Origin of the sequence: Peribacillus deserti (assembly GCF_016909175.1) — a bacterium.
GTDB lineage: Bacteria > Bacillota > Bacilli > Bacillales > DSM-1321 > Paraperibacillus > Paraperibacillus deserti.
Genome location: NZ_JAFBFI010000010.1, coordinates 77,404 through 98,402, shown reverse-complemented (window position 1 = coordinate 98,402; position 20,999 = coordinate 77,404). Strand labels below are relative to the sequence as shown.

The following is a 20,999-nucleotide window of genomic DNA, read 5'->3' as shown; positions in this document are numbered from 1 at the left end:
TTGGGCCCTTCACAAAAAAAATAGAAGATGACTTAGAACGCTTGGATCTAAGTCATCTTTTCTAATCTTATGGCCTCTGGTTCTCCGAAACAAGCTGCATACAAATTAAAATCGTCATCAAAACCGTCTATGATGAGATTTTTTACGATTCTAGAGAGGATAATTCCATCGATCGTACCGCTTCCTCCATACCCCATCAAATAAAAACAGCCAGGATGCTTTTTATGATAGGCAATCTTTTAAATCGGTATCTTCGTCAAGCCCGCCTGCTATAATTCGGTTATCCTGAGTGGTCCTTACATAAAGATATGGTCTCGCCGTTTCCCATATTAGCATTCGGTCTTTCCAATTTTTAATGTTTAATGGATTGGTTACAATACAATAAGAAGTAGTAAGAAAGGCATTGGTTACAGAAATTTGATGACTGGCCTCATACCCAATTGAGTATACGAGATACTTTGCCCTGATGGTATGTCCATTAGAAGTAACTACATGATAATCTTCTGAGCTCCTTGTTTTGCCGATTATTTCTGTTTCCTCATACACTTTGACCCCGGCTTCTGCTGCAAATTTAAAAAGAGCGTGGGTGTATTTGAGGGGATTTATTTCTGCCTCCGATTTCGAAACAAGTGCGGCAGGCTTTGAAAATGAAAAAGCTTTTTGTATCATTTCTCTCGTGTAAAATTCAACTGGAAATTTATATTGCTTTAATGTCTGGTACTCCTTAATTAAAAAATCTTCATCGGCCTTGGTGCTTGCAAAATATAGGCTGTTTCTGGTGCAATAATCCAGGCCGGTTCCGATTTTAGGAATAATTTCCTCTCTTACAATCTGTACCGCCTTTTGGAAAAGTGAATAATGTCTGACAGCTTTGTCTTCCCCGAATCTATGGATCGCTGCAGTAAGGGACCTATCATTGATATATTGAAGAAGACCTGCGTTTGCAGATGTACTCCCTTTTCCAATTTTCCTTTTCTCCACAACCACTACACGTAATCCAGTATTACTCAGGAAATAGGCACAATGCGCTCCAGTTATGCCTCCCCCGATAATCAAGACATCACATATCAGGTCTTCTTGAAAGGACAGGAAAAGGTTCAGGCTGATCCAGGGTTTTCTCCCAATATAAATTACCGGAAACTAAATTCAATTGCTCTCACCCCACCCTTTTAGTATCTGATTTTAAAACAAGAGCCATACTTGGCTTTTTCCCGAAAAGTATATGTCCTGTTTCCATCAAATAAAGGTAATTGACCCAAAAAGAATAGTATTCAAAACGAAATAATTAAAGCCTTCCTGTCCTATACTAATTGTACAGAGAGTTTTTCTCTGATGCTGCTTTATATGGAGGTAAGAACCATGCCAAGTAGAAACTCTTTGCTAGTACCAGGTGTTGAACAATTTTTAGATCAATATAAGTACGAAATCGCCCAGGAATTTGGTGTGCAGCTTGGTGCTGAAACAGTTTCTCGTGCTAATGGGTCTGTTGGCGGAGAAATTACAAAACGACTTGTTGCTCAAGCACAATCCCAGCTTAAAGGCGAACTGTAAACTAACTGAATACACGTGAATTTCAAATAAACTTCAGGTTTTAATTAAAATCTGACTCTTTTTGGCTGACCCCTATATAAAAAAGAACTCCCTGCTGCCTGCCGGCTGCGGGAGTTCTCCTGAATTTAATTACCCTTAGAGTGTTTATGTTCCTTGTATTTCTTAGAGACAGTCTGGATGTGAGGCTCAGTATCCTGCTTAGATGCCTGAGTCTGATTTTTTTTACCATTATTATGGTTGGCGGGGCGAGACTTTACCCTTTTTTTTTCAGCGGGCTCTAACTTTTTTTCTCTCTTTATGTCAGTTTTGTTGTCTTTTTTATATCGCTGGTTATTGCTGTGATCCTCGTGATTCGTTTTACTGCTGTTTTGGTTTACTTTATTTTGAGCTTTATTTTTGTTAGGCTGCTGCTGTGAAACGGCTCGATTATTTTTTCCTTCTTCTACTTTTGCCTCTGGTGAAGGAACAGTACTGTTCGATGCCGGTTTTTTGCTTTTCTGTTTCGTAGCTGGTTCTGATTTCTTTTTCGTCTTATCATGCAGCTGTTTAGACTCTTTTACAGAATCGACTGGTTTAATAAGCCTTTTAGTCTTTTTTTCTTTTTGTTCTTGAGATTTTACATATTTCCCTGTTGAAATTCCCTTTTCTATAGCCTTTTCTCGGTCAGATAGAGAAGCTTTAACCACGGTAAATTTAGCATCTGGATTATGCTGCTTTATTTGAGAAGAATTCAATGCATTATCCAGCTTACTGTCCATTTCGCGTTTTTCATCTTTCATGATCACAGTAGAAACCACGATTTCTTCTTGCTTAGCAAGGTAACCAGTTCTTTTACTTTCTTCAATAATCTTATTGGTTACCAGCCCCACACTTTCCTTTTTCCAATTCGTAATCTTTTTCAATATGATTTTGCCTTCTTTATTCAAGCCCTCAATATCTATGACCTGAAGCTCGTCATTCAGTCCAAGTTCCAGGCTTGGATTGATATCAATGGTCATATAAGCAGAAGCTTTATCCGAGAAGAGCATTGGCAGCAGGGACAGCATTAACAGGAAAGCAGCTGCAGAAGTAAGAAGTACCGAATTTCTGCGAAAAAAAGCTGATATACCTTTGTTCTTTTTCTTGGTGTCCGGGCTGGAAGCAGGGATAAAGGAAACTTCTTCTCCGATAAAATATTCTTTCTGCTGCTTCTGGGCTTTTAAATATTGGCCATCAGGGGTTAATAATGTAATAAAGTCGCTGCCGACATCTAAAATAATGCCCTTCATTCTTCCAGCACCCCTTTAATATAGTCTTTCATAAACACATAATCCCCAGAAAGGATGAGTGTAATAGAGATAATATATTTCCTGTTTCGTTCCAATGTTTTTCGGCTGACTGAAACTATATCTTCCAGCTGCTTGATGGGCAGACGTTTTTTTTCTTTTAGATAAGCTGTTAATACGGCATCGGAAGCGATTTGTTCAGCAATGGATATTGCGGTTTTTCTGGCATCTGTGTGCTTCGGGCTGTTTTCAGCTAAATCAGCAAACTGAACATCGTACTCATTTAACTCTTCACGGAATTTAATAATTTCATCTCTTCTTCTCTCAGCTTCTTGCTTTAGATGATATTCATTTAAAGATTGTTCCGTTTCTAAATAATGTTCTTGTTCCTTTTGCTCATCACTGCTGGCAAGATCAACAACCAGATGTCTCTGCTTAGACTGGCTTCTAAGATAGTCAATGATTCTCCTTTTGATTAATGTATCTGCGAATGCAATAAGAGAACGGCCTTTTTCCGGGCTGTATTTTTCTATTGCTTCGTTGAACGCTATAAGACCAATGCTAAATTCATCATCAGATTGACTTATATATCGTTTACAAACAGACGAAACCGTTTTGGCAATAAAGGGTTTAAAGCTTTCAATTAATTCATTGCGCAGGGACTGGTCACCCTCTTGTATTTTAGAAATGGTCTCATCTAAAGAGCGATTTCTTTTAAACGCAGTAAATAACAAACTTAGCATTAGTCTCACCCCTATCCACCGAACATTATATCATAGAGTACAATATTACATTCTAAGGATAGGCTTTTGAAAAGATAGTTCCTAAAGAACTATCTTTTCATAAACAAGCAGGTAGTAATTTAGCCAGAATTATTTTTGTTTTTCTTGACCTTTGTTTTCTTGTTTTTGTTTTGGAGCCTTTTGTTTCACTGCCTTCTTTTGCTGTTTTAATTCTTGTCTCACTTGTTTGTATTCGTCCTTAACAGCTTTTTGTTTGGCTTTGTATTCTACTTTTACTGCTTTTTCTTTAGCTTTTATTTCTTGCTTGACTGATTTAGGGGAAGCTTTCAGTGGAGCAGCAGGTTTTACTGGATTTACTGGTTTTACTGGATTTACCGGTGTGACAGCTTTAACAGTCGCCTCTTCTTTTTCTGCTGCCGGAACTGTCACAGCTGGTTCAGTTTTCGCAGCTGCAACAGGCTCTTTTACTGTTTCTGCTGGTGATACAGGAGTTTCTTGTACTGTTTCTGCTGGTGTTACAGGAGTTTCTTGCTTTTGCTCTTCAGTTTTCTTTTCAGATTCTTCTTTTTTTGCTTCCCATTTCTCAAGCTTTCTCGCTAAGCGCTCGTATGTTTTATCAATATTTTTTTGCAGAGCAGCTTTTGCAGTTGGATTTTCCACTTTTTCTAGAGCTGCTTTCAATGCAATAATATTTTGGGAAACAACTTCAGATTTTTTGTCAGCATCTGCTGCTCCCTCTTTTACTTCTGAATCATCCGTTTCTACATCTACTGCTTCAGCTTTATCTTTAGTTTTTTCTTCTTGTTTAATTTCTTCTGAATCCTTTTCATCTTCTTTTATAAGTTCGTCTGAGTTTTCCATATCACGAACAGCCTTTTTGATTGTTTCAATCGCTTCTGCTTGTTTTCCTTCTGCAAATAGCGCTTCTGCTTCTGCCAGTCTTTCGGCCGCATATTCTGATAAAAGTTTAGCCTCTTTTTCATCATTAACTGTCAATGCCAATTTTATTTTCTCTAAGGCTATTTTCGTAAAATAGAAGAAGTCTCCTGGAACCAACCCAGTCTCTTCATCCTTTTTTAGGACCTTTCCTGATTCAGCCGCATCACTTGTACTGCTTTTTTCCAAATCTACTGTTTCGTATTCTTTCTTTTGTTCATTTTCTTCTGCATGAACAAGAGTTCCCGATAACCCAATGGAACCTGTTAAAACAAGCGCTAATGCTGCTTTAGCTAATTTCTGTGTATTCTTTTCATTTTTGGCCGAATCTTTTTTCATTCTCAAACACCCCATAATTTTTATGTATTTTGAACGTTCATCAAATCAATTCGGCTTTTGTTATTTATTTTAGGGGGTACAACCGAAAAATATTTAAAACCAATCTATTTACCCTCTTTCTATATACGTAAACTATTTTTTAAAAAAAGGTTTCTCTCCATACATGAAGAGAAACCTTTCTTACCAATCTGCTGTTTTATCAAGTAAAGTATCAATATCTATCGAATGAAAGTTAAATTCATTTATATCAAGCTCTGAATTTGTGGCTTCAAGCAGCTGGTCTATATCAATCATGCGCTGATCCGCACCTCCTGGTATCTGACAAACTATTCACTATAGCATTCGAACAGTGGTTCATTTTCTTGGGGGTGCTTTCAGCAGGAATTTACAGTCTCATACAATTTCTGCGGCTTTAAGCTCAGCGCCATTCATTCTTTATGGCTGATTCTAGTTTTTATAGGAAATTACTTTACAAAAATACTATCGATATATATCATTCTAGTATGAAATATTATTAGACAAATAGGTGATTTTTCTGATAATATCTCTTTGTAAGCGTTTTCCTTTTTATTGTAAGATAATACTTAAAAAGTAGATTAACAGCGAGAGGAGAAATTTATGAGCAGTAAAAATAGTGGTTTACAGAGGGGTCTAGAAGAAAGACATATTACATTAATGTCACTGGGCGCAGCGATTGGGGTGGGCTTATTTCTTGGTTCTGCTTCTGCAATAGAGCTTGCGGGACCAGGGATCTTATTAGCCTATGCTTTAGGAGGCCTTGTTATTTTCTTCATAATGAGAGCACTTGGGGAAATGGCTATTAAAAACCCGGTTGCCGGTTCATTCAGCCGGTATGCCAATAATTATATCGGCCCGCTGGCTGGTTATATTACTGGTTGGAATTACTGGTTCCTTTGGGTTGTCACATGTATGGCAGAAATTACAGCAGTTGGGATCTATATGGAATTTTGGTTTCCAGGAACTCCCCGCTGGTTATGGGCACTGGGTGCTTTAATAATTATGACTGCAGTAAATTTCCTGGCTGTTAAGGCCTATGGAGAACTCGAATTCTGGTTTGCACTTATTAAAATTGTTACGATTGTGCTTATGATTATTGTAGGAGCCGGCATGATCTTTTTTGGATTAGGAAACGGCGGTGCAGCTACAGGGCTAAGCAACCTGACTGCACATGGCGGATTCTTTCCTAACGGGATTTCCGGAGTGCTAATGTCTCTTCAGATGGTAATGTTTGCTTATCTTGGCGTTGAAATGATAGGTGTAACGGCTGGGGAAGTAAAGAATCCGAAAAAGTCACTTTCACGTGCCATCGATTCTGTATTTTGGAGAATATTGATCTTTTATGTAGGATCGTTAACGGTAATTATGTCGATTTATCCTTGGGATAAAATTGGAGAAGAGGGCAGCCCATTTGTTCTTACATTTGAAAAAATCGGGATACCAGGGGCTGCAGGCATTATCAATTTTGTTGTGCTGACAGCAGCACTTTCTTCATGCAACAGCGGAATCTTCAGTACCGGGCGTATGCTGTTTAACCTTGCGCAGCAAGGTGAAGCTCCAAAAAGCTACGGTATGGTGAATAAAAGCGGAGTGCCTTCAACAGCTGTGCTCGTTTCAGCAGGAGCGCTGCTGATTGGGGTATGCTTAAACTATCTAGTGCCTGAACAGGTATTTGCATGGGTAACGAGTATTGCCACATTTGGAGCGATTTGGACCTGGGCAACGATATTGATTTCCCAGATGAAATTCCGGAAATCTCTGAGCCCGCAAGAACTGAGCAAAATGGAATATAAAATGCCTTTTTATCCATTCAGTTCCTATATATCGCTCGCCTTTTTAGCTGTTGTAATTGCACTAATGGCCTACTTTCCGAATACTCGTATCGCGTTAATCGTAGGACCAATCTGGATTATTATGTTAGTATGTTTTTTCTATGGCAAAGGGTTTCACCGGAGAAAGAACTCTTCTTCCATAAAAGCAGAGATCAGCGTAGATTAATACGTAAGGCTCTGTTAAACTTGGATGTTGATTTCCGCTGCAGGCACTCGCTTTCCGCGGTCGGTCCGGGAGCCTCCTCTTCACGTGTACGCCTGCGGGGTCTCCCTTGACATGCTTTTCTGAGCAGGAGTCTAGCGCCCTCCGCTCCAATCAACCTGTGCAAAAATTAACAATGAACTTTATCTAAGTCAAACGTAAAAAAAGCTGTCTGCATAATTGCAGGCAGCTTTGATTTTTTATGGACATGAAGACTTTGTTTATTGTGGTATGGAGACGCAGGTTAGCAGTACTTCTTACGCTTTACTTTTTTATACAATCGATAGCCCTTTCGGATCGAATCCACTATTGCAAAAGGGAAAGGCGGATGAAATTTAAAAATAAATGGTTTATAAATACGATAATACGCTTTTTTTAAGTCATCCCATTTGCTGCAATAGCCTTTTTTATAGAAATCAGAGATATCGACAATATATCCCCTGCCGCCGTTCATCGCCACATTTTTCCCATGTACATCATATGGATTAAGCCCTTTAGTCTTCGCATCTTTAAGGGCGGTGTCTATTTCCTTTATTACAGATTCCGGAATAGGGACTCCTTTTACCAGAGCGTTAAATAAGGTGATTCCGTCTATCCGTTTGAGTATTAAATAGTTTTTTCCATATCCATATAGAAAGGAATAGGAAGGATGACTGCCGAGTTTTTGGTAGACTTGTATCTCTTTTTTTAATTCCTCCTGATTTCTTCCATACACTTTCACAACCCATTCTGGCCTAGAGCTATGTACAAAAACTGCTGCATAATTTCCATTTCCCAGCAGCTTCCAGGAAGCACTGTAATTACGGACTAGTATAGGATCAAAGGGACTGTCTGCCTTAAGGTCTATATTGGGAAGCAGGCTTTTTTCAATCAGATCTTTAAATTCTTCTATTTGCATAATTTCCCCTTCTTAGCCCAGCTTTACCATGCACACAAAGCAGGCTTTCGAAAACTGCCTTGTTTATGAAGCTTGTTTAATTTTTTTGTCTTTGATAACGAGAAGTATAAACTGATTATAACTGCCTATCCATAATTATGACTGTTTTTGATCATTCTATAAGCTCAAAATATCATACCATAGTTTGTCGCTGTATAGAGATCGTTATATTAAGCATATTCTATACGATCAAGCTGGCATAAAAATCTCACTGTAACTCTAATTTATCCTGCAGATCATCCGCAGGTGAAGCGCAGGGAAAAACATGCTTTTGCACTTTTATCGTTTTCATTACAAATATTGTAAAGTTCTTATTACCTCTGTGTCTACAGTTATAGAAAAATAAAAAGAGGACTCTTTTTCGGAGTCTCCCTTTTCATGGCCTTAATGATTTTCTGCCTCTTTTGCCTGGTCTCCCTCTTTCTTTGAAAAAAGTAAACCGACGATGATAATTCCAATCAGAACTGCCCAGAACGTAAATTTCCATGGAGCTGATTCTGGGAAATGATGATCAAGAATTCCAATTTTCGTGTGAGCCATAGTAAACACAGCCAATTTGACTCCTACCCACCCTACAATGATAAAAGCAGCCGTTTCTAGTGAAGGTCTTGTTTGAAGCAGCTTTACAAAATAATTGGCAGCAAACCTCATAATGACAAGACCAATTACCCCTCCAAGGAACATCACTGTAAACTGCCCTCCATCTACACCGCCAATTGAGAACCAGCCTGTTTTTGGCAGCGTGACTGCAAGTGCAACTGCTGCAAGCATAGAATCAATGGCAAAAGCTATATCCGCTAATTCAACCTTTAATACCGTCATCCAGAACGAGGATTTCTTTTCCTTAGGTTTGTGGGCTACCTGCTCTCTTCCCGCGAACTTCTTATACAAGTGGCTGGTTGCTATAAATAATAAATAAAGAGCGCCTAAGGCTTGAACCTGCCACACATCCGCAAGGAAAGAAATGAGGAATAAACTTGCAAACCTGAACACAAACGCACCCATAAGACCATAAAACAAAGCCTTTTTCTGCTGTTCTTTAGGCAGATGCTTTACCATAACTGCCATAACTACTGCATTATCTGCAGCTAATATACCTTCCAGCCCGATAAGCACTAACAATACCCATCCATACTCCAATAAAACTGATGCTTCCATCTTTGCTACCTCCAATAGTTTTATTTTGCCTCTGCACTGATACTAGCTTCGGTCCAAAGTCTGGAAACAAATAAAAAGACCTCTGCCAGTGGCAAAGGTCTTGCTAAACATGAATTCATGTCAACAAAGCCGATGGAACAGGTCCATGAATTGACGACTTTGTTTTAGGTGTTACCCTAACGCTACTCCCCTTTGAGAAGTACTCATATTCTTTTAGTTATTTATTATTATAATTGAACTCAGAATTTTCGCAAGAACTTTTTAACGAATGGGAATTTGATACCGGCTATTGAAAAGAATTCCACCAAACTGCCAATCCCATCTTTAAAATTGGGACAAGATATACCAGAACCCGCTAAATCTGCGAGTGCCTGACTGCAGTCAAACCGGCCATTCCAGGTAAAATAATCGAGTGCTTCCTTTTCAACTCCTAAAAATTTTCGTAAGGGCTTTATGGGGAGAACAGCTTTCCCTGCAGCTATTGGTATTTTACCTGCTGGTTTCCGTTTCAAGTAAGCATGGGTTAACAAGGAATAAATCTCTGTTACAGTATATGGATCAGGATCTGTTAAGTGATAAGTTTTATGTATTCCTTTATCACTGAGGCTCAAAAATGCATCAGCCTTGATAATATAGTCGACTGGAACCAAATTAACCGCTGCAGAGGATGAGCCTAAAACGGGATAATCGGCGAAAAACGGAGCGCATGTAAAAAATTCAAAATAAAAAGGCCCATCAAATTTTATCGTCTCTCCTGTTACTGAATGGCCTTTTTCTCTTGAATATTCTAATTAAATACTGCATGTTCCGCTCATTTTTCTGAAGTAAACTAAATAAAAAGCCCATGAGTTATTTACTCATGAGCACATCATTTGGTATTGGTTGTGGATTTTTAAAAGAAATTCCTACTCCTGAGAACCCGCTAAGAATGGATAGCAGCGGACAAAGCAGGCAAAAGAAAGCAAATGGAGCATATTCCATAGTAGAGACACCTAATACTTGTGTTAAGAAAACGCCAGATACCCCCCATGGAATGAGCGGATTAACAACCGTACCTCCGTCTTCTAATGCCCGCGCCAGAGTTTTTTTAGTTAAGCCTGCCTTTTCATAGCTTGCTTGAAACGTTTTCCCCGGCAGCAATATGGATAAATATTGCTCCCCAATGAGGACATTTACTCCGATGCTTGTGCATACTGTTGCCGTAATGAGCCTGCCAGCTTTTTTTAGCCGGTGAGCTGCTTTATCCAGCAAAGCAGGGATAATGCCAAATTTAAATAATAAGCCGCCCATACCAAGTGCAAGCAGCACAAGTGAAATGGAAAACATCATACTCTCCATGCCGCCGCGTGAGAGGATGGAATCCAGCTCCTTGATTCCGCTGTCCAGCTTGTACCCTGAAAACAAAACCTGCCCTGCTGATGCTAAAGTTATGTTTGCTTCCGCAGTAAATGCGATTACTAAGCTTGAGATTATACCTGCTGCCAGTGTCGGCACAGCCGGAACCTTTTTCAAGGCCATAATAGCAACTAAGACAAATGGAAACAGGCTGATGATACTTACGTTTGTCTCTCTTTTGAGTGATTCCAGGAAAACTCCTATTTCTTTTACCTGGCCTGAATCAATACTTGGTGACAGCCAAAAGTAAATGATGAACGAGATGATAAATCCCGGAACAGTAGTCCATAACATATTCCGTACATGTTCGAATAAGTTTACGCCTACTGTTTCAGAAGCAAGATTACAAGTATCAGATAGCGGCGACATTTTATCCCCTAGAAAGGCACCCGATACAATCGCACCAGCAGTAATGGCCATTGAAACATCCATTGCTCCAGCCATCCCAATAAACGCAACTCCTATAGTGGCTGATGTAGTTAAGGAGCTGCCAATGCAGAGTCCCACCAGGGAAGCTATTAAGAACGCAATGGCATAAAACGCAGAACCACTTAAAAACTCAAATCCATAGTACATAATTGTAGGGATTGTCCCGCTCATCATCCAGCTGCTGATGAGCATCCCGATAAACAGAAAGATATATATAGCTCCCATGGCTGAGAAGGCCCCCTGAGCCATCGCTTTTTCCATTACACTGAAATGAAGGCCCTTCAGCTTTCCATATATAAGTAAACCCACAATGGCCGCTATGATCGGCAAATGCGGCACCATTTTTAACCCAATAATCCCGAAACTGATGATTGATAAAATAAGAATAAAAATGATCAATGCTTCTTTGAACGAAAGCTTTAAAATAGACTGATCTGCCAGCATGATATTCTCCCTTTCCTTGTGCAGTCTTTACTTTCAGGCAAAATAAAAAAGCCTATCGCCTGCATATAGGGACGAAGAAGCTCCGCGGTACCACCCTATTTGATAAACATAATTGTTTACCCACTTTAAAAATGTCCGTTTTCTTTGCAGATGTATTTCATTAAAACTGCTGCCCGAATTTTCAGCTTCCATTCGGTCTCTGCCTGCTGCCCGCAATTAAATTACTAGCTTTCTGCTAACGGATACTAACACACTTAAACGCTTTTAAGCACTAAAGTATATTGGTAGAATAATATAGTTTTTGAGTTTTGTCAATGAATATATTAGGAGCTGTGCTGCAAGCACTTGGGATATCTGATCCCTAGGCTTGTGCTGATCAATTTTGAGGTCCAGCTTTTCATGGTGCGTTTTCAGTCTTTTATTCTAAGTAAAAGCAAAATATTTAGAGGAACCATTAGTCAGTGGACCTTTAAGGCTCAGAAATCTGGATACTTTATTAATTTTTTCTTCAAATACGTCGGCCTGTGCTATGTCACGGGTCTTTGTGGAATGCTCTAATCATTTTAAGGTGAAATTTATAGATTTCCAGTGGTTAAGAGGGTTTTCTGAGATTTAAGAGGGTTTTCTGAGATTTAAGAGGATTTCCCAAGATTTAAGATGTTTTTAAAATTATTGCTCTGTTAAATTGCCTGTTGATTGCAGCGAAGGATGCTCGCTTTTCACGCAGGAGTCTCGCGTATCCGTGTTCCAATCAACATAGTGCCAAATCTATAATGAGCTTTAACAGAGCCTAAAATTAAGGAGGGTTTTCTGAATTTAAGGGGGGATTTCTTAAATTATTGGGTTCTCAGGCAACGGCATAAAAAAACAGGCCCACCTTTATCTTGTACAAACAAAAAAGGAACAAAAACCATTTAAGGTTTTTGCTCCAGTTTCTAAATTACTTCATATCCATTGGATTGTATAATTTAATATCCGGATTTTTATCTGTAAACCATCTTAGTGCAAATTCATTTTCGAATAAGAAAACGTATTTATCGAAACGGTCTTTTACCAGGACGCTTCTGGAATTGGAGAGGTTTTCGTCTATTTTCTCGTCATCAACCCAGCGGACTACTTTGGTCCCTACGCGTTCCATTAAGACATCCACGTTGTACTCATTTTTCATCCGGTGTTCGAACACTTCAAATTGAAGCTGTCCGACTGCACCTAGCAGATATTCTTCCATCCGGACGGTTTTAAATAGCTGAATGGCCCCTTCTTGGACCAGCTGCTGGATGCCTTTGTGGAAGTGTTTTTGCTTCATTACGTTTTTGGCGGTTACACGGACAAACATTTCAGGAGTAAACTGCGGCAGTCTTTCAAACTGGAACATATCCTTGTTCGTTGTAATAGTGTCCCCTATTTGATAGTTGCCTGTGTCATACAGCCCAATGATATCTCCGCTGACAGCTTCATTAACCGTATTCCTGTCGTCAGCAAGAAACTGAGTAGACTGAGACAGATTGATCTGCTTTCCTGTCCGGCTCTGGAACACGGTCATGCCCCGTTCAAACTGGCCTGAACAAATACGCAGAAAGGCAATTCTATCGCGGTGCTTTGGATTCATATTAGCCTGAATCTTAAAGATAAATCCTGAGAAATCATCGCTTACAGGATTAATTTCTCCAGAAGTTGAATTTCTTGGCTGAGGCTGCGGAGCAAATTGCAAATAAGTATCCAGGAATGTTTGAACTCCAAAAGCCGTTAGTGCGCTGCCGAAGAATACTGGAGTTAAGGTCCCATTCGCGATCCGTTCCTCAGAAAATTCATTTCCTGCCTCAGAAAGAAGCATAATTTCTTCTAATGTTTGTTCAAACAATTGAGAATCTGCCAGCTCATGACCCGCTTCAAGTTCTCCATCCTCATTTAACGGAATAAACGGATTATCTGTTTCATCCTTGAATAGTTCGATTCGATTGAAGTAACGGTCATAAATTCCCATAAAGTCCTTGCCCATGCCAATTGGCCAGTTCATTGGGTACGATTCAATACCAAGTACTTCTTCAAGCTCCGCAAGCAAATCAAGAGGAGGTTTTCCCTGTCGATCCATTTTATTAATAAAAGTAAAAATCGGAATCCCGCGCATACGGCAAACTTTAAACAGCTTGATCGTCTGCTCCTCAATTCCTTTAGCGGAATCTACAATCATGACTGCGCTGTCTACAGCAGTAAGAGTACGATATGTGTCTTCACTGAAATCCTGGTGGCCAGGGGTGTCTAATATATTGACGCGAAATCCTTCATAATCAAATTGCATAACACTTGAAGTTACGGAGATTCCACGCTGCTTTTCAATTTCCATCCAGTCACTTGTAGCATATTTTCCCGTTTTACGTGCCTTTACAGTACCCGCATCACGAATCGCTCCTCCAAAAAGCAGCAGCTTTTCGGTCAGCGTAGTTTTACCGGCATCGGGGTGGGAAATAATTGCAAACGTTCTTCTGGATTGTACCTCATCCTTAACAGAAGCTTTCATTATTTCTTTCCTTCCTATATATATCTTTCAAAATACTCATCAAACAACTATATCATATTCCCCTTCCTTTTTCTATGGGCATAAATTGGGGAAGATAATTGAAAAAAAATACAGATTCATGTAGAGAAAAAGTAATGGATCTTCTGGAAAGAATTTTTGAGGGTCAGCTATAAGGAGAGATTTCTGTTTACGCAGATAGAACATTAAAAAGCAGTGAACCAGGTTCACTGCTTTACCTAAAGAGGATATTAGAATTGTTTTGCAAGCTCTATTGCTTTAGAGGCTGCCTCGCCTACAATGTCTTCTGCTTTAGAAGGGTCAATTGCTACACCTTCAACAAGTACAGTCTGGACATTATTAATTCCGATAAAGCCCATTATCGTTTTAAAGAAGCTTTCCGTATGTTCCACTTCCATAGCAGGACCTTCTGAATAAATGCCTCCGCGTGCTTCAATCAGTGCGACTGATTTATCACCAGCAAGTCCAACAGGGCCGTTTTCTGTATATTTAAACGTTTTGCCTGCTACACATAGAGCATCTAAATAAGCCTTCATCAATGGAGGGTATCCAAAGTTCCACATTGGAGCAGAGAACACTACCTTATCAGCAGCCAAGAATTGGTCCACTAATTCAACTAATCGAGAAACCTTTGCATTCTCATTTTCAGTTAATTCGCCGCCTGCAGCGATCTTGCCCCATGCGTTCAAAACATCACGGTCAATTAATGGCAGGTTTGTGCTGTACAGATCAAGCACTTCAATTTCGTCGCTGCTATTCTTTTCTTTATAAGTGTTAATAAACTCATTTGCTACTCGTGCAGAAAACGAGAATTGATCTTCTTTCGGATTTGCTTTAACGTACAAAACTTTAGTCATGATGTCACCTCAAGGATATTTTTCGCATCCAAAATAAACTTTTAATCTATTTATCTCGAATACAAAATAAATCATATAAAACTATTTATCAAAAGTCAAACAGTCTGCTCCTCACACAGTTATGGCTTTGTACTTGATTTAAAGAGATACCATTTTTTCGTACTTCAGAATAAGCAATTCTTAGTGCAAATTCAGCTTCTCATTTCATCATAATAACCAAAAACAAAATCAACTGAATATTCACTTAAAGATGCAATGTTTCCTTGTTATTTTTAGGCATTTATTATATAATTTAGTCAGAATAACCAAATAATAACGAATTTGCATATTATCAAACATCACAGGAGATTGGTAGTTTGCTATGCTATGATGCTTGATAATATGTGAATTTTTATTTTTAGAAATAAAATAAGCATATTAAATTTTTGTTTTATTTTTAGGAGGATTTTTAGAATGACAGTAACAGGTAAAGTTAAATGGTTTAACGGCGAAAAAGGATTTGGCTTCATCGAAGTACCAGGCGGAAACGATGTATTCGTACATTTCTCAGCTATCCAAGGCGAAGGTTTCAAGACTCTTGACGAAGGCCAAGAGGTTGAATTTGAAATCGAAGAAGGCAACCGCGGACCTCAAGCTAAAAACGTTGTAAAATTATAATTCAAACATATAAATTATAACGTCTGATTAGGATGCATCCTTCATGGCTGCGTCCTTTATTTTTTCAGACAATGAAAACCCTGCGGATCCGCAGGGTTTTCTTATGAAGTCTCTTCCTTCATTCTAACAACAATGATTAGGCCGATTAAGGTTAGAATCATTAAAGACCCCAAGGCCATTCTGCTTGCAATAGTCCCCAAATCTGCAAAAATCAAGGTAATGCTTCCATATATTAATGGTCCAATTATGGAAGAAACCTTTCCTGAAAAGGCAAAAAGTCCAAAAAACTGGCCTCTTTTTTCTTCAGGTGTCAGCTGTACAATGAAGGTTCTCGACGTTACCCACATAGATCCCAGAGCAACTCCAAACATACTGCCTGCAGCCCAGAACCATAGCGGGTCCTGTGCCAGCACTGCTGCTGCAAGTGCTACAAGGAGTAAAACGGCTACATAAATGATGGATTTTCTTGCTCCCTTTGCCCGCGTAATGTAACCAAAGATAAAGGACCCTATTATGCTCGAAATGGTGGATACTAAATATAAAAGAATAAAAGCGCCTGAAGAAAAACCTACTACGGTGCCCGCATAAACGGCCATCATAGCGATCGTGGTGGAAATTGCATCATTTAAGAAAAAATACGCAATCATAAAGGTAAAGATATTTTTATAGCTTTTCATTTCCTTGAACGTGTGGAAGATTTCCTTATAGCCTGAGAAAAAAGACTGCTTTTGTGCAGGCCGGCTTGTCTCTGGATCTTTATATAAGAAAAATAAAGGCAGTGAAAAAAGCAGGAATAGAATGGCAGTTGGAATGAACGCATCTTCGTTACCGCTTTTGCCTACCAGCGGATAAACCGCAAGTCCTAACAGAGTACCTATATAACCGACCGCAACCCCGAATCCTGAAATAAGCGGGAGGTCTTCTTTCTTTCCGATATCCCCAATCATGGCATCATAGAAAACGAGGCTTGAATGGTAAAAAAACTTTGCTATGATAAAAAAGATAATCACCAGGCCGAGAGAAACCGGCAGCCCTCCCCAAGTACTCCCAGAGTTCCAGTTTCCAAACACACCCATTAAGAAAGTAGAGACAACGGCGATCAAGGTAAATGGAATCATATACTTTTTCTTTTTGCCGCTTCGGTCGATCATCACTCCATATAAAGGTGAAAATAAAACAAGAAATAAACTGGCTGCAGCATTTGCATAGGAAATAAATGTACTTGCAATTTGATCAAGCACTTCGTTGTTACCGATTGCTTCTTGTATATAGAAAGGGAAAAATATAGTGTTGATATTGGAAGAAAATATCGTATTGGCAAAATCATACAGCGCCCACGAAATAATGGGCAGAGTAAAATACAAGCTTGCTTTCCTTGACCTTATAACAGGTTTCTTTTCAAGCTCTGGTTCCATTTTATCCCTCCTTTTATTACTGCTTTTACTAATTCCATTTTTACGCCCTAAATCCTTTTTAATTATTTATTATTTACTGCCCTGCATTATGAATATAATGATCTTTTAAAAGCAGCAATAAAAAGAAACTCAAAACTGATGAGTTTCTTTTTTTCACTTTAATGAAGTTGTTTATCTTTCAACAGCAAGGGAAGATTTTGAATAGATTGAATGAGAATATCCAGCTTAGATTCAACACGATAAAGCAGATATAAAGAAACAACTATTGGGAAACCTACCTCGCTGACAAAAGTTATCAGCGTCTCCAAAGCAAATCCTCCTTTAGACAATTATTTGGAGAGCCATCCCCGAGACTATGCAGAATGGCTCATTCCTCCATTAGCTCATTTCGTATTCTTCAACCGTCCTGTCGATTACTCTGGCGTTCTTCTTAGCAGTCAAATCGCCTGAACTTGTCATGAAAATGTTCGCTGCAAGAATTGAATCCATTGCTTGTTTGACAGCATTCACATCAACTGGTTCTTGTGGATCCTCAACAGATATCTTCGAATTTTTGCCATCAGCTGTGATAAATACCAGTTCCAAAGTTTTTGCCATTTCCATTCCTCCTCTAATTTACTTTTCATGTTTACGCATTAATGCTTTGTACATCTTCTCTTGTTACATCAGCAAGTGGAAACTTCCCAAGCCCTGCTAAAGCCTGTGCAGTTTGCTGAAGCTGATCTGGAGTAGCAGCAGGCTTTACATTTGGAAGTGTCTTCTTTTTGAAAATAGGTTCGTTTTTGTCATTTAATCCTGCTTGAACTGAGTATTGCAATGAAGATGAGATTAATGATTGATTTGCCATCTTTGTTCACCCCCTTTCACTCTCTATATAAAGAGCTGGAGGCAAAAAGGGGCATGCAGTAAAAAGTAATATAAAACCGCTGCTGTATCGTTTGGTACTGAGGCTGTCATCAAGCAAGGCCCGTCCAGTAGTGTATTAAAAAAATGGCTGACCCAAGATGTTAGGATCAGCCATTTTCGTGTATGTATGCTGGTCAAAATCAGAGCGTAACCGGATTTGCGCACGGTGCATTTAATCCAGCATCCGCCGGAGAAGCTGCACTCATAGCACCCTTGAAGAAGACTCATTAATCCTGCTCTACATTTAATAATATAGAAGTAAACAAATGCGACGACAGCAGAAAACTTAACTTAGTTAAATAATTACACAAATTTTTTTTATCTGAAATGTTCATCTAAAAAACAACTAGACTTTTTCTTATTCCAGTTCCTCTATTACAATCCTAATCTAGTTTTAAACTTTATTTTTAGCCTTTTCACTTAACATATGGCAATCATTTTGAGATAGTAAGCTGGCAAACAGTTTCTTTCTGGAGATGACTTTCTCAGCTTTTATTCCTTTTTTTAGCAAGGTTTTAATCAATTCATTAACTGTTGGCATATATTTTACCCTTCTCTTCCCTGACATTAATTGGTAAATGAAATTTCACTCTGCATAATAACTAGAATTATATGCCTGTCATAATTAAATTGCAAATAGAATTTTTGACCATTCACTTTCAGATTGACATTTTGAATTTTGTATTTTACCCTGAAAAAAATTTACTTGAGGTGTGATCATAAGTGAAGCTTGTGAGAATTGGATGTACCGCCCTTTTAAGCCGTTTCTCTCTAAGTAATTATTTAAAAAAAATAATTTGGAGGAGTGAAGCATCACCTCCCAGCCAGCCTTTTATTATTGCCCATCGAGGGGCATCTGGCTATTGTCCTGAAAATACGTTCGCAGCCTTTGATAAATCTATTGAACAGGGAGCGGACTATATAGAACTGGATATACAGCTGAGTCTGGATGGGAAGCTGGTTGTTATTCATGATCCAGCCTTGGATCGTACCACTAACGGAAAGGGTTTTGTGAAAAACTGGACTTATCAGGATTTAAGACGTTTAGACTCTGGATCTTGGTTTCATGAACAATACAAGAATGAGAGAATACACTGCTTAGAAGATATTTTTACACGTTATAATGGGAAAGCCGGTCTTATCATAGAAATGAAAAAACCATCACTCTATCCCGGCATTGAAAAGAAGTTAGCAGAAGCATTAATTAGGGTTTCATTCTCCAGCAGCCTGAAGTATCCTGTCATTGTCCAATCATTTAATGAAAATGCTTTAAAAACCTTTCGTGAGTACTCGCCGCATATACCAATCGGAATGCTTGTAAAAAAACACCCGGCTGGCTTAAGTAATAAGAAAATCAAACGAATCTCTGAATTCGCTCAGTTTATAAATCCAAAAATCAATATGGTTAACAGGCGTCTAATACAAAGAATCCATTCCTTTGGACTTGGAGTACTAGTTTGGACTGTCAGAGATAAACAAGCTGCGGAAAAGCTTCGCCATTTTGGTGTAGAGGGCCTCATTACAGATTATCCTGACTTGTTTCATTGAATAAATGCACTTTTAAGGGTCCCGTCTTGCAGAAGACTGGGCTTTTTCTCGTACACCAAACGGAAGGAAAAAGTATGAAAGTTTATCCTGAGGGGAAGACTTATTCCCATTATGCTCTCTAGGAGGATATGGTGGAAGGTCTATATTATATTAACGAACGAATAACGATTCAAGGTTTGGATAAAACACTTAGTACGCATACACAGGTCAATGGCATCAGGAAATATATCTCTGAAAACAACCTTCAGACAATCAAGCTTAATCCCTATCAAATAAAAGATTATTATACAATTCTTCATGCTCTATTGTATGACCTTGAAAAGAATGGAACGCGCTTTGAGTTTCTCCTTTTTTATTCAGATGATGCAGTTGCTAAATTCAGATATCACTATCCTGAAAAATGGGAACAGTTAGGATTATATTTCCGGTATTTTATTACAGCTAACTCTTAAGTTATTTTAAAATAAAAAATTCCCCTTTGTTTTTAACGATTTTTAACATGATTTATGTTTGTCTATATGAGGGACAGGGTAAACAATTTTATCATGATAATATTTTTAAAAAATAAACTGTTTTGAACGGGGCCGCTTAAAGTATGATACTGGCTCCTGCCAAGAGAATGATTTATATCTTGTTACTATTAATTTTGGGGTGAAAAAGAACGATGATTCGATTAGAAAAAGTGTATAAAAGATATGCGGACGGGTTCCAGGCTCTAACAGATATTAACCTCGACCTTGAAGCTGGAAAAATCCATGTATTTATTGGACCCAGCGGCTGCGGAAAATCGACAACGATGAAGCTGATCAATAGGCTGATTACTCCTTCCGAGGGAAAGATATTTATCGATGGTGAGGATATCACCGGTGTGAATCCTGTTCAGCTAAGAAGAAAAATCGGTTATGTGATTCAAAATATAGGCTTATTCCCACATATGACCATATCAGAAAACGTAGCAGTTGTACCTCGATTATTAAAATGGGATGAAGACAAGATCCAAAATAAAGTGAATGAACTCCTCTCTTTAGTAAATCTCCCTCCTGAAACATATAAAAATCGGTATCCAGGTGAACTTAGCGGCGGCCAGCAGCAGCGTGTCGGTGTTATTCGCGCCCTTGCTGCAGAACCCGATATTATTTTAATGGATGAGCCCTTTAGCGCTCTTGATCCCATCAGCCGGGAACAGCTGCAGGACGAATTAACAAACTTACAGGAAAACATTCAAAAGACAATTATTTTTGTTACACACGATATGGATGAAGCCATTAAGATTGCTGATAATATTGTGCTGATGAAAGCTGGCGAGGTAGTGCAGGTCGGCACTCCGGAGCAGATTCTCCGCCATCCTGCCAATGATTTTGTTAAAGAATTTATCGGTAAAAAGCGATTAGTTGAGCATAGGGAGAATCCTTTCTTGAATTCTTTTGATGCTGAAGGAGTGCCATCAGTAAAAGATGTGATGATAGATAAACCTGTAACGGCATCACCGTCACGAGGCCTCGCTTCATCCTTGAACCTAATGGAGCAGCGCAGAGTGGATTCGTTAATTATTGTCGATAAAAATAGAAAATTACTGGGATATGCCCCTATTCTAAATGTACTAAGCGAAATCAGTGATGAAACAAAAGTCCTTGCAGATGTGATGCAGTCATTTAAGTTTGCTGTAAAACCGGATGATCCATTTACAGTTGCACTTGAGTTTATGGGACAAAACAATGCTCCCTATGTTCCTGTTGTAAATGACGCCAATGTGCTTGTTGGCGCTGTAACCAGAGGAAGTATAGTCCGGTTAATGTCTGAAGTTTATCCCGTGGCAGAAGAGGTTTTATAA

Annotated in this window: 22 protein-coding genes; 6 read left to right on the top strand and 16 right to left on the bottom strand. The window is 38.8% G+C overall.

What is annotated here, in order from left to right:
• Positions 1-47: 47 nt before the first annotated feature.
• Both JOC77_RS12210 and JOC77_RS12205 read right to left on the bottom strand, forming a co-directional pair.
• A complete protein-coding gene (locus JOC77_RS12210) occupies positions 48-200 on the bottom strand; it encodes a hypothetical protein (protein ID WP_204543672.1) in 153 nt (50 codons plus the stop codon).
• 22 nt (positions 201-222) lie between these two features.
• Positions 223-1,056, bottom strand: a complete 834-nt coding sequence (locus JOC77_RS12205) for an NAD(P)/FAD-dependent oxidoreductase (RefSeq protein ID WP_204543670.1) — start codon at positions 1,054-1,056, stop codon at positions 223-225.
• A 303-nt stretch (positions 1,057-1,359) separates the two neighbouring features.
• Between JOC77_RS12205 and JOC77_RS12200 the strand changes: the two genes are divergently transcribed.
• Positions 1,360-1,551 carry an alpha/beta-type small acid-soluble spore protein gene (locus JOC77_RS12200; RefSeq protein WP_204543668.1) on the top strand — a complete coding sequence of 64 codons (192 nt, stop codon included), beginning with the start codon at positions 1,360-1,362 and terminating at the stop codon, positions 1,549-1,551.
• Positions 1,552-1,676: 125 nt separating this feature from the next.
• Here the strand turns inward: JOC77_RS12200 and JOC77_RS12195 are convergent, their stop codons facing one another.
• The 3 genes from JOC77_RS12195 to JOC77_RS12185 all read right to left on the bottom strand — a co-directional run bounded on the left by JOC77_RS12195 (position 1,677) and on the right by JOC77_RS12185 (position 4,834).
• Positions 1,677-2,819: an anti-sigma factor domain-containing protein gene (locus JOC77_RS12195; protein WP_204543666.1), complete on the bottom strand. Its 1,143-nt coding sequence runs from the start codon at positions 2,817-2,819 to the stop codon at positions 1,677-1,679.
• Positions 2,816-3,568 carry an RNA polymerase sigma factor SigI gene (gene sigI / locus JOC77_RS12190; protein WP_338047223.1) on the bottom strand — a complete coding sequence of 251 codons (753 nt, stop codon included), beginning with the start codon at positions 3,566-3,568 and terminating at the stop codon, positions 2,816-2,818. Before sigI ends, JOC77_RS12195 begins: the two co-directional genes overlap by 4 nt.
• 120 nt (positions 3,569-3,688) lie before the next feature.
• Entirely contained in the window at positions 3,689-4,834 is a 1,146-nt protein-coding gene (locus tag JOC77_RS12185) for a DUF5667 domain-containing protein (RefSeq protein ID WP_204543662.1), read from the bottom strand.
• A gap of 618 nt (positions 4,835-5,452) precedes the next feature.
• On the opposite strand from JOC77_RS12185, the gene JOC77_RS12180 reads away from it, so the two are divergent.
• The gene (locus JOC77_RS12180; protein ID WP_204543660.1) at positions 5,453-6,850 is read left to right on the top strand and encodes an amino acid permease; all 1,398 of its coding nucleotides are present in this window, start codon (positions 5,453-5,455) and stop codon (positions 6,848-6,850) included.
• Between the two features lie 280 nt (positions 6,851-7,130).
• Here JOC77_RS12180 and JOC77_RS12175 read toward each other — a convergent pair whose 3' ends face one another.
• The 6 genes from JOC77_RS12175 to JOC77_RS12150 all read right to left on the bottom strand — a co-directional run bounded on the left by JOC77_RS12175 (position 7,131) and on the right by JOC77_RS12150 (position 14,642).
• The gene (locus tag JOC77_RS12175; RefSeq protein WP_204543659.1) at positions 7,131-7,784 is read right to left on the bottom strand and encodes a protein kinase family protein; all 654 of its coding nucleotides are present in this window, start codon (positions 7,782-7,784) and stop codon (positions 7,131-7,133) included.
• Positions 7,785-8,207: 423 nt separating this feature from the next.
• Positions 8,208-8,981 (bottom strand): TerC family protein, encoded by a 774-nt coding sequence (locus tag JOC77_RS12170; protein WP_204543657.1) that lies wholly within the window; start codon positions 8,979-8,981, stop codon positions 8,208-8,210.
• Between the two features lie 239 nt (positions 8,982-9,220).
• Positions 9,221-9,592 (bottom strand): hypothetical protein, encoded by a 372-nt coding sequence (locus JOC77_RS12165; protein ID WP_204543655.1) that lies wholly within the window; start codon positions 9,590-9,592, stop codon positions 9,221-9,223.
• 238 nt (positions 9,593-9,830) lie between these two features.
• Positions 9,831-11,249 carry a Na+/H+ antiporter NhaC gene (gene nhaC, locus JOC77_RS12160; RefSeq protein WP_204543653.1) on the bottom strand — a complete coding sequence of 473 codons (1,419 nt, stop codon included), beginning with the start codon at positions 11,247-11,249 and terminating at the stop codon, positions 9,831-9,833.
• A 940-nt stretch (positions 11,250-12,189) separates the two neighbouring features.
• Positions 12,190-13,767: a peptide chain release factor 3 gene (locus tag JOC77_RS12155; protein WP_204543651.1), complete on the bottom strand. Its 1,578-nt coding sequence runs from the start codon at positions 13,765-13,767 to the stop codon at positions 12,190-12,192.
• 248 nt (positions 13,768-14,015) lie between these two features.
• Positions 14,016-14,642, bottom strand: coding sequence for an FMN-dependent NADH-azoreductase (locus tag JOC77_RS12150; protein ID WP_204543649.1), 627 nt, complete (start codon positions 14,640-14,642; stop codon positions 14,016-14,018).
• A 453-nt stretch (positions 14,643-15,095) separates the two neighbouring features.
• Between JOC77_RS12150 and cspD the strand changes: the two genes are divergently transcribed.
• Complete coding sequence (gene cspD / locus JOC77_RS12145; protein ID WP_101641245.1) at positions 15,096-15,299, top strand: cold-shock protein CspD; 204 nt, start codon at positions 15,096-15,098, stop codon at positions 15,297-15,299.
• Between the two features lie 101 nt (positions 15,300-15,400).
• On the opposite strand, the gene JOC77_RS12140 is transcribed toward cspD, so the two are convergent.
• From JOC77_RS12140 to JOC77_RS12120, 5 genes are all read right to left on the bottom strand, one after another.
• A complete protein-coding gene (locus JOC77_RS12140) occupies positions 15,401-16,714 on the bottom strand; it encodes an MFS transporter (protein WP_204543648.1) in 1,314 nt (437 codons plus the stop codon).
• Between the two features lie 158 nt (positions 16,715-16,872).
• The gene (locus JOC77_RS12135) at positions 16,873-17,022 is read right to left on the bottom strand and encodes a YvrJ family protein (RefSeq protein WP_204543646.1); all 150 of its coding nucleotides are present in this window, start codon (positions 17,020-17,022) and stop codon (positions 16,873-16,875) included.
• Between the two features lie 70 nt (positions 17,023-17,092).
• Positions 17,093-17,311 (bottom strand): DUF2922 domain-containing protein, encoded by a 219-nt coding sequence (locus JOC77_RS12130; RefSeq protein WP_204543644.1) that lies wholly within the window; start codon positions 17,309-17,311, stop codon positions 17,093-17,095.
• Between the two features lie 31 nt (positions 17,312-17,342).
• Entirely contained in the window at positions 17,343-17,561 is a 219-nt protein-coding gene (locus JOC77_RS12125; RefSeq protein ID WP_204543641.1) for a DUF1659 domain-containing protein, read from the bottom strand.
• A gap of 453 nt (positions 17,562-18,014) precedes the next feature.
• A complete protein-coding gene (locus JOC77_RS12120) occupies positions 18,015-18,161 on the bottom strand; it encodes a hypothetical protein (protein ID WP_204543639.1) in 147 nt (48 codons plus the stop codon).
• 182 nt (positions 18,162-18,343) lie between these two features.
• Between JOC77_RS12120 and JOC77_RS12115 the strand changes: the two genes are divergently transcribed.
• The 3 genes from JOC77_RS12115 (at position 18,344) to JOC77_RS12105 (ending at position 20,999) form a co-directional block, all read left to right on the top strand.
• Positions 18,344-19,168 (top strand): glycerophosphodiester phosphodiesterase family protein, encoded by an 825-nt coding sequence (locus JOC77_RS12115; protein WP_204543637.1) that lies wholly within the window; start codon positions 18,344-18,346, stop codon positions 19,166-19,168.
• 131 nt (positions 19,169-19,299) lie between these two features.
• Positions 19,300-19,620 carry a hypothetical protein gene (locus JOC77_RS12110; RefSeq protein WP_204543635.1) on the top strand — a complete coding sequence of 107 codons (321 nt, stop codon included), beginning with the start codon at positions 19,300-19,302 and terminating at the stop codon, positions 19,618-19,620.
• Positions 19,621-19,832: 212 nt separating this feature from the next.
• On the top strand, positions 19,833-20,999 hold the full coding sequence (locus JOC77_RS12105; protein WP_204543633.1) for an ABC transporter ATP-binding protein: 1,167 nt from the start codon (positions 19,833-19,835) through the stop codon (positions 20,997-20,999).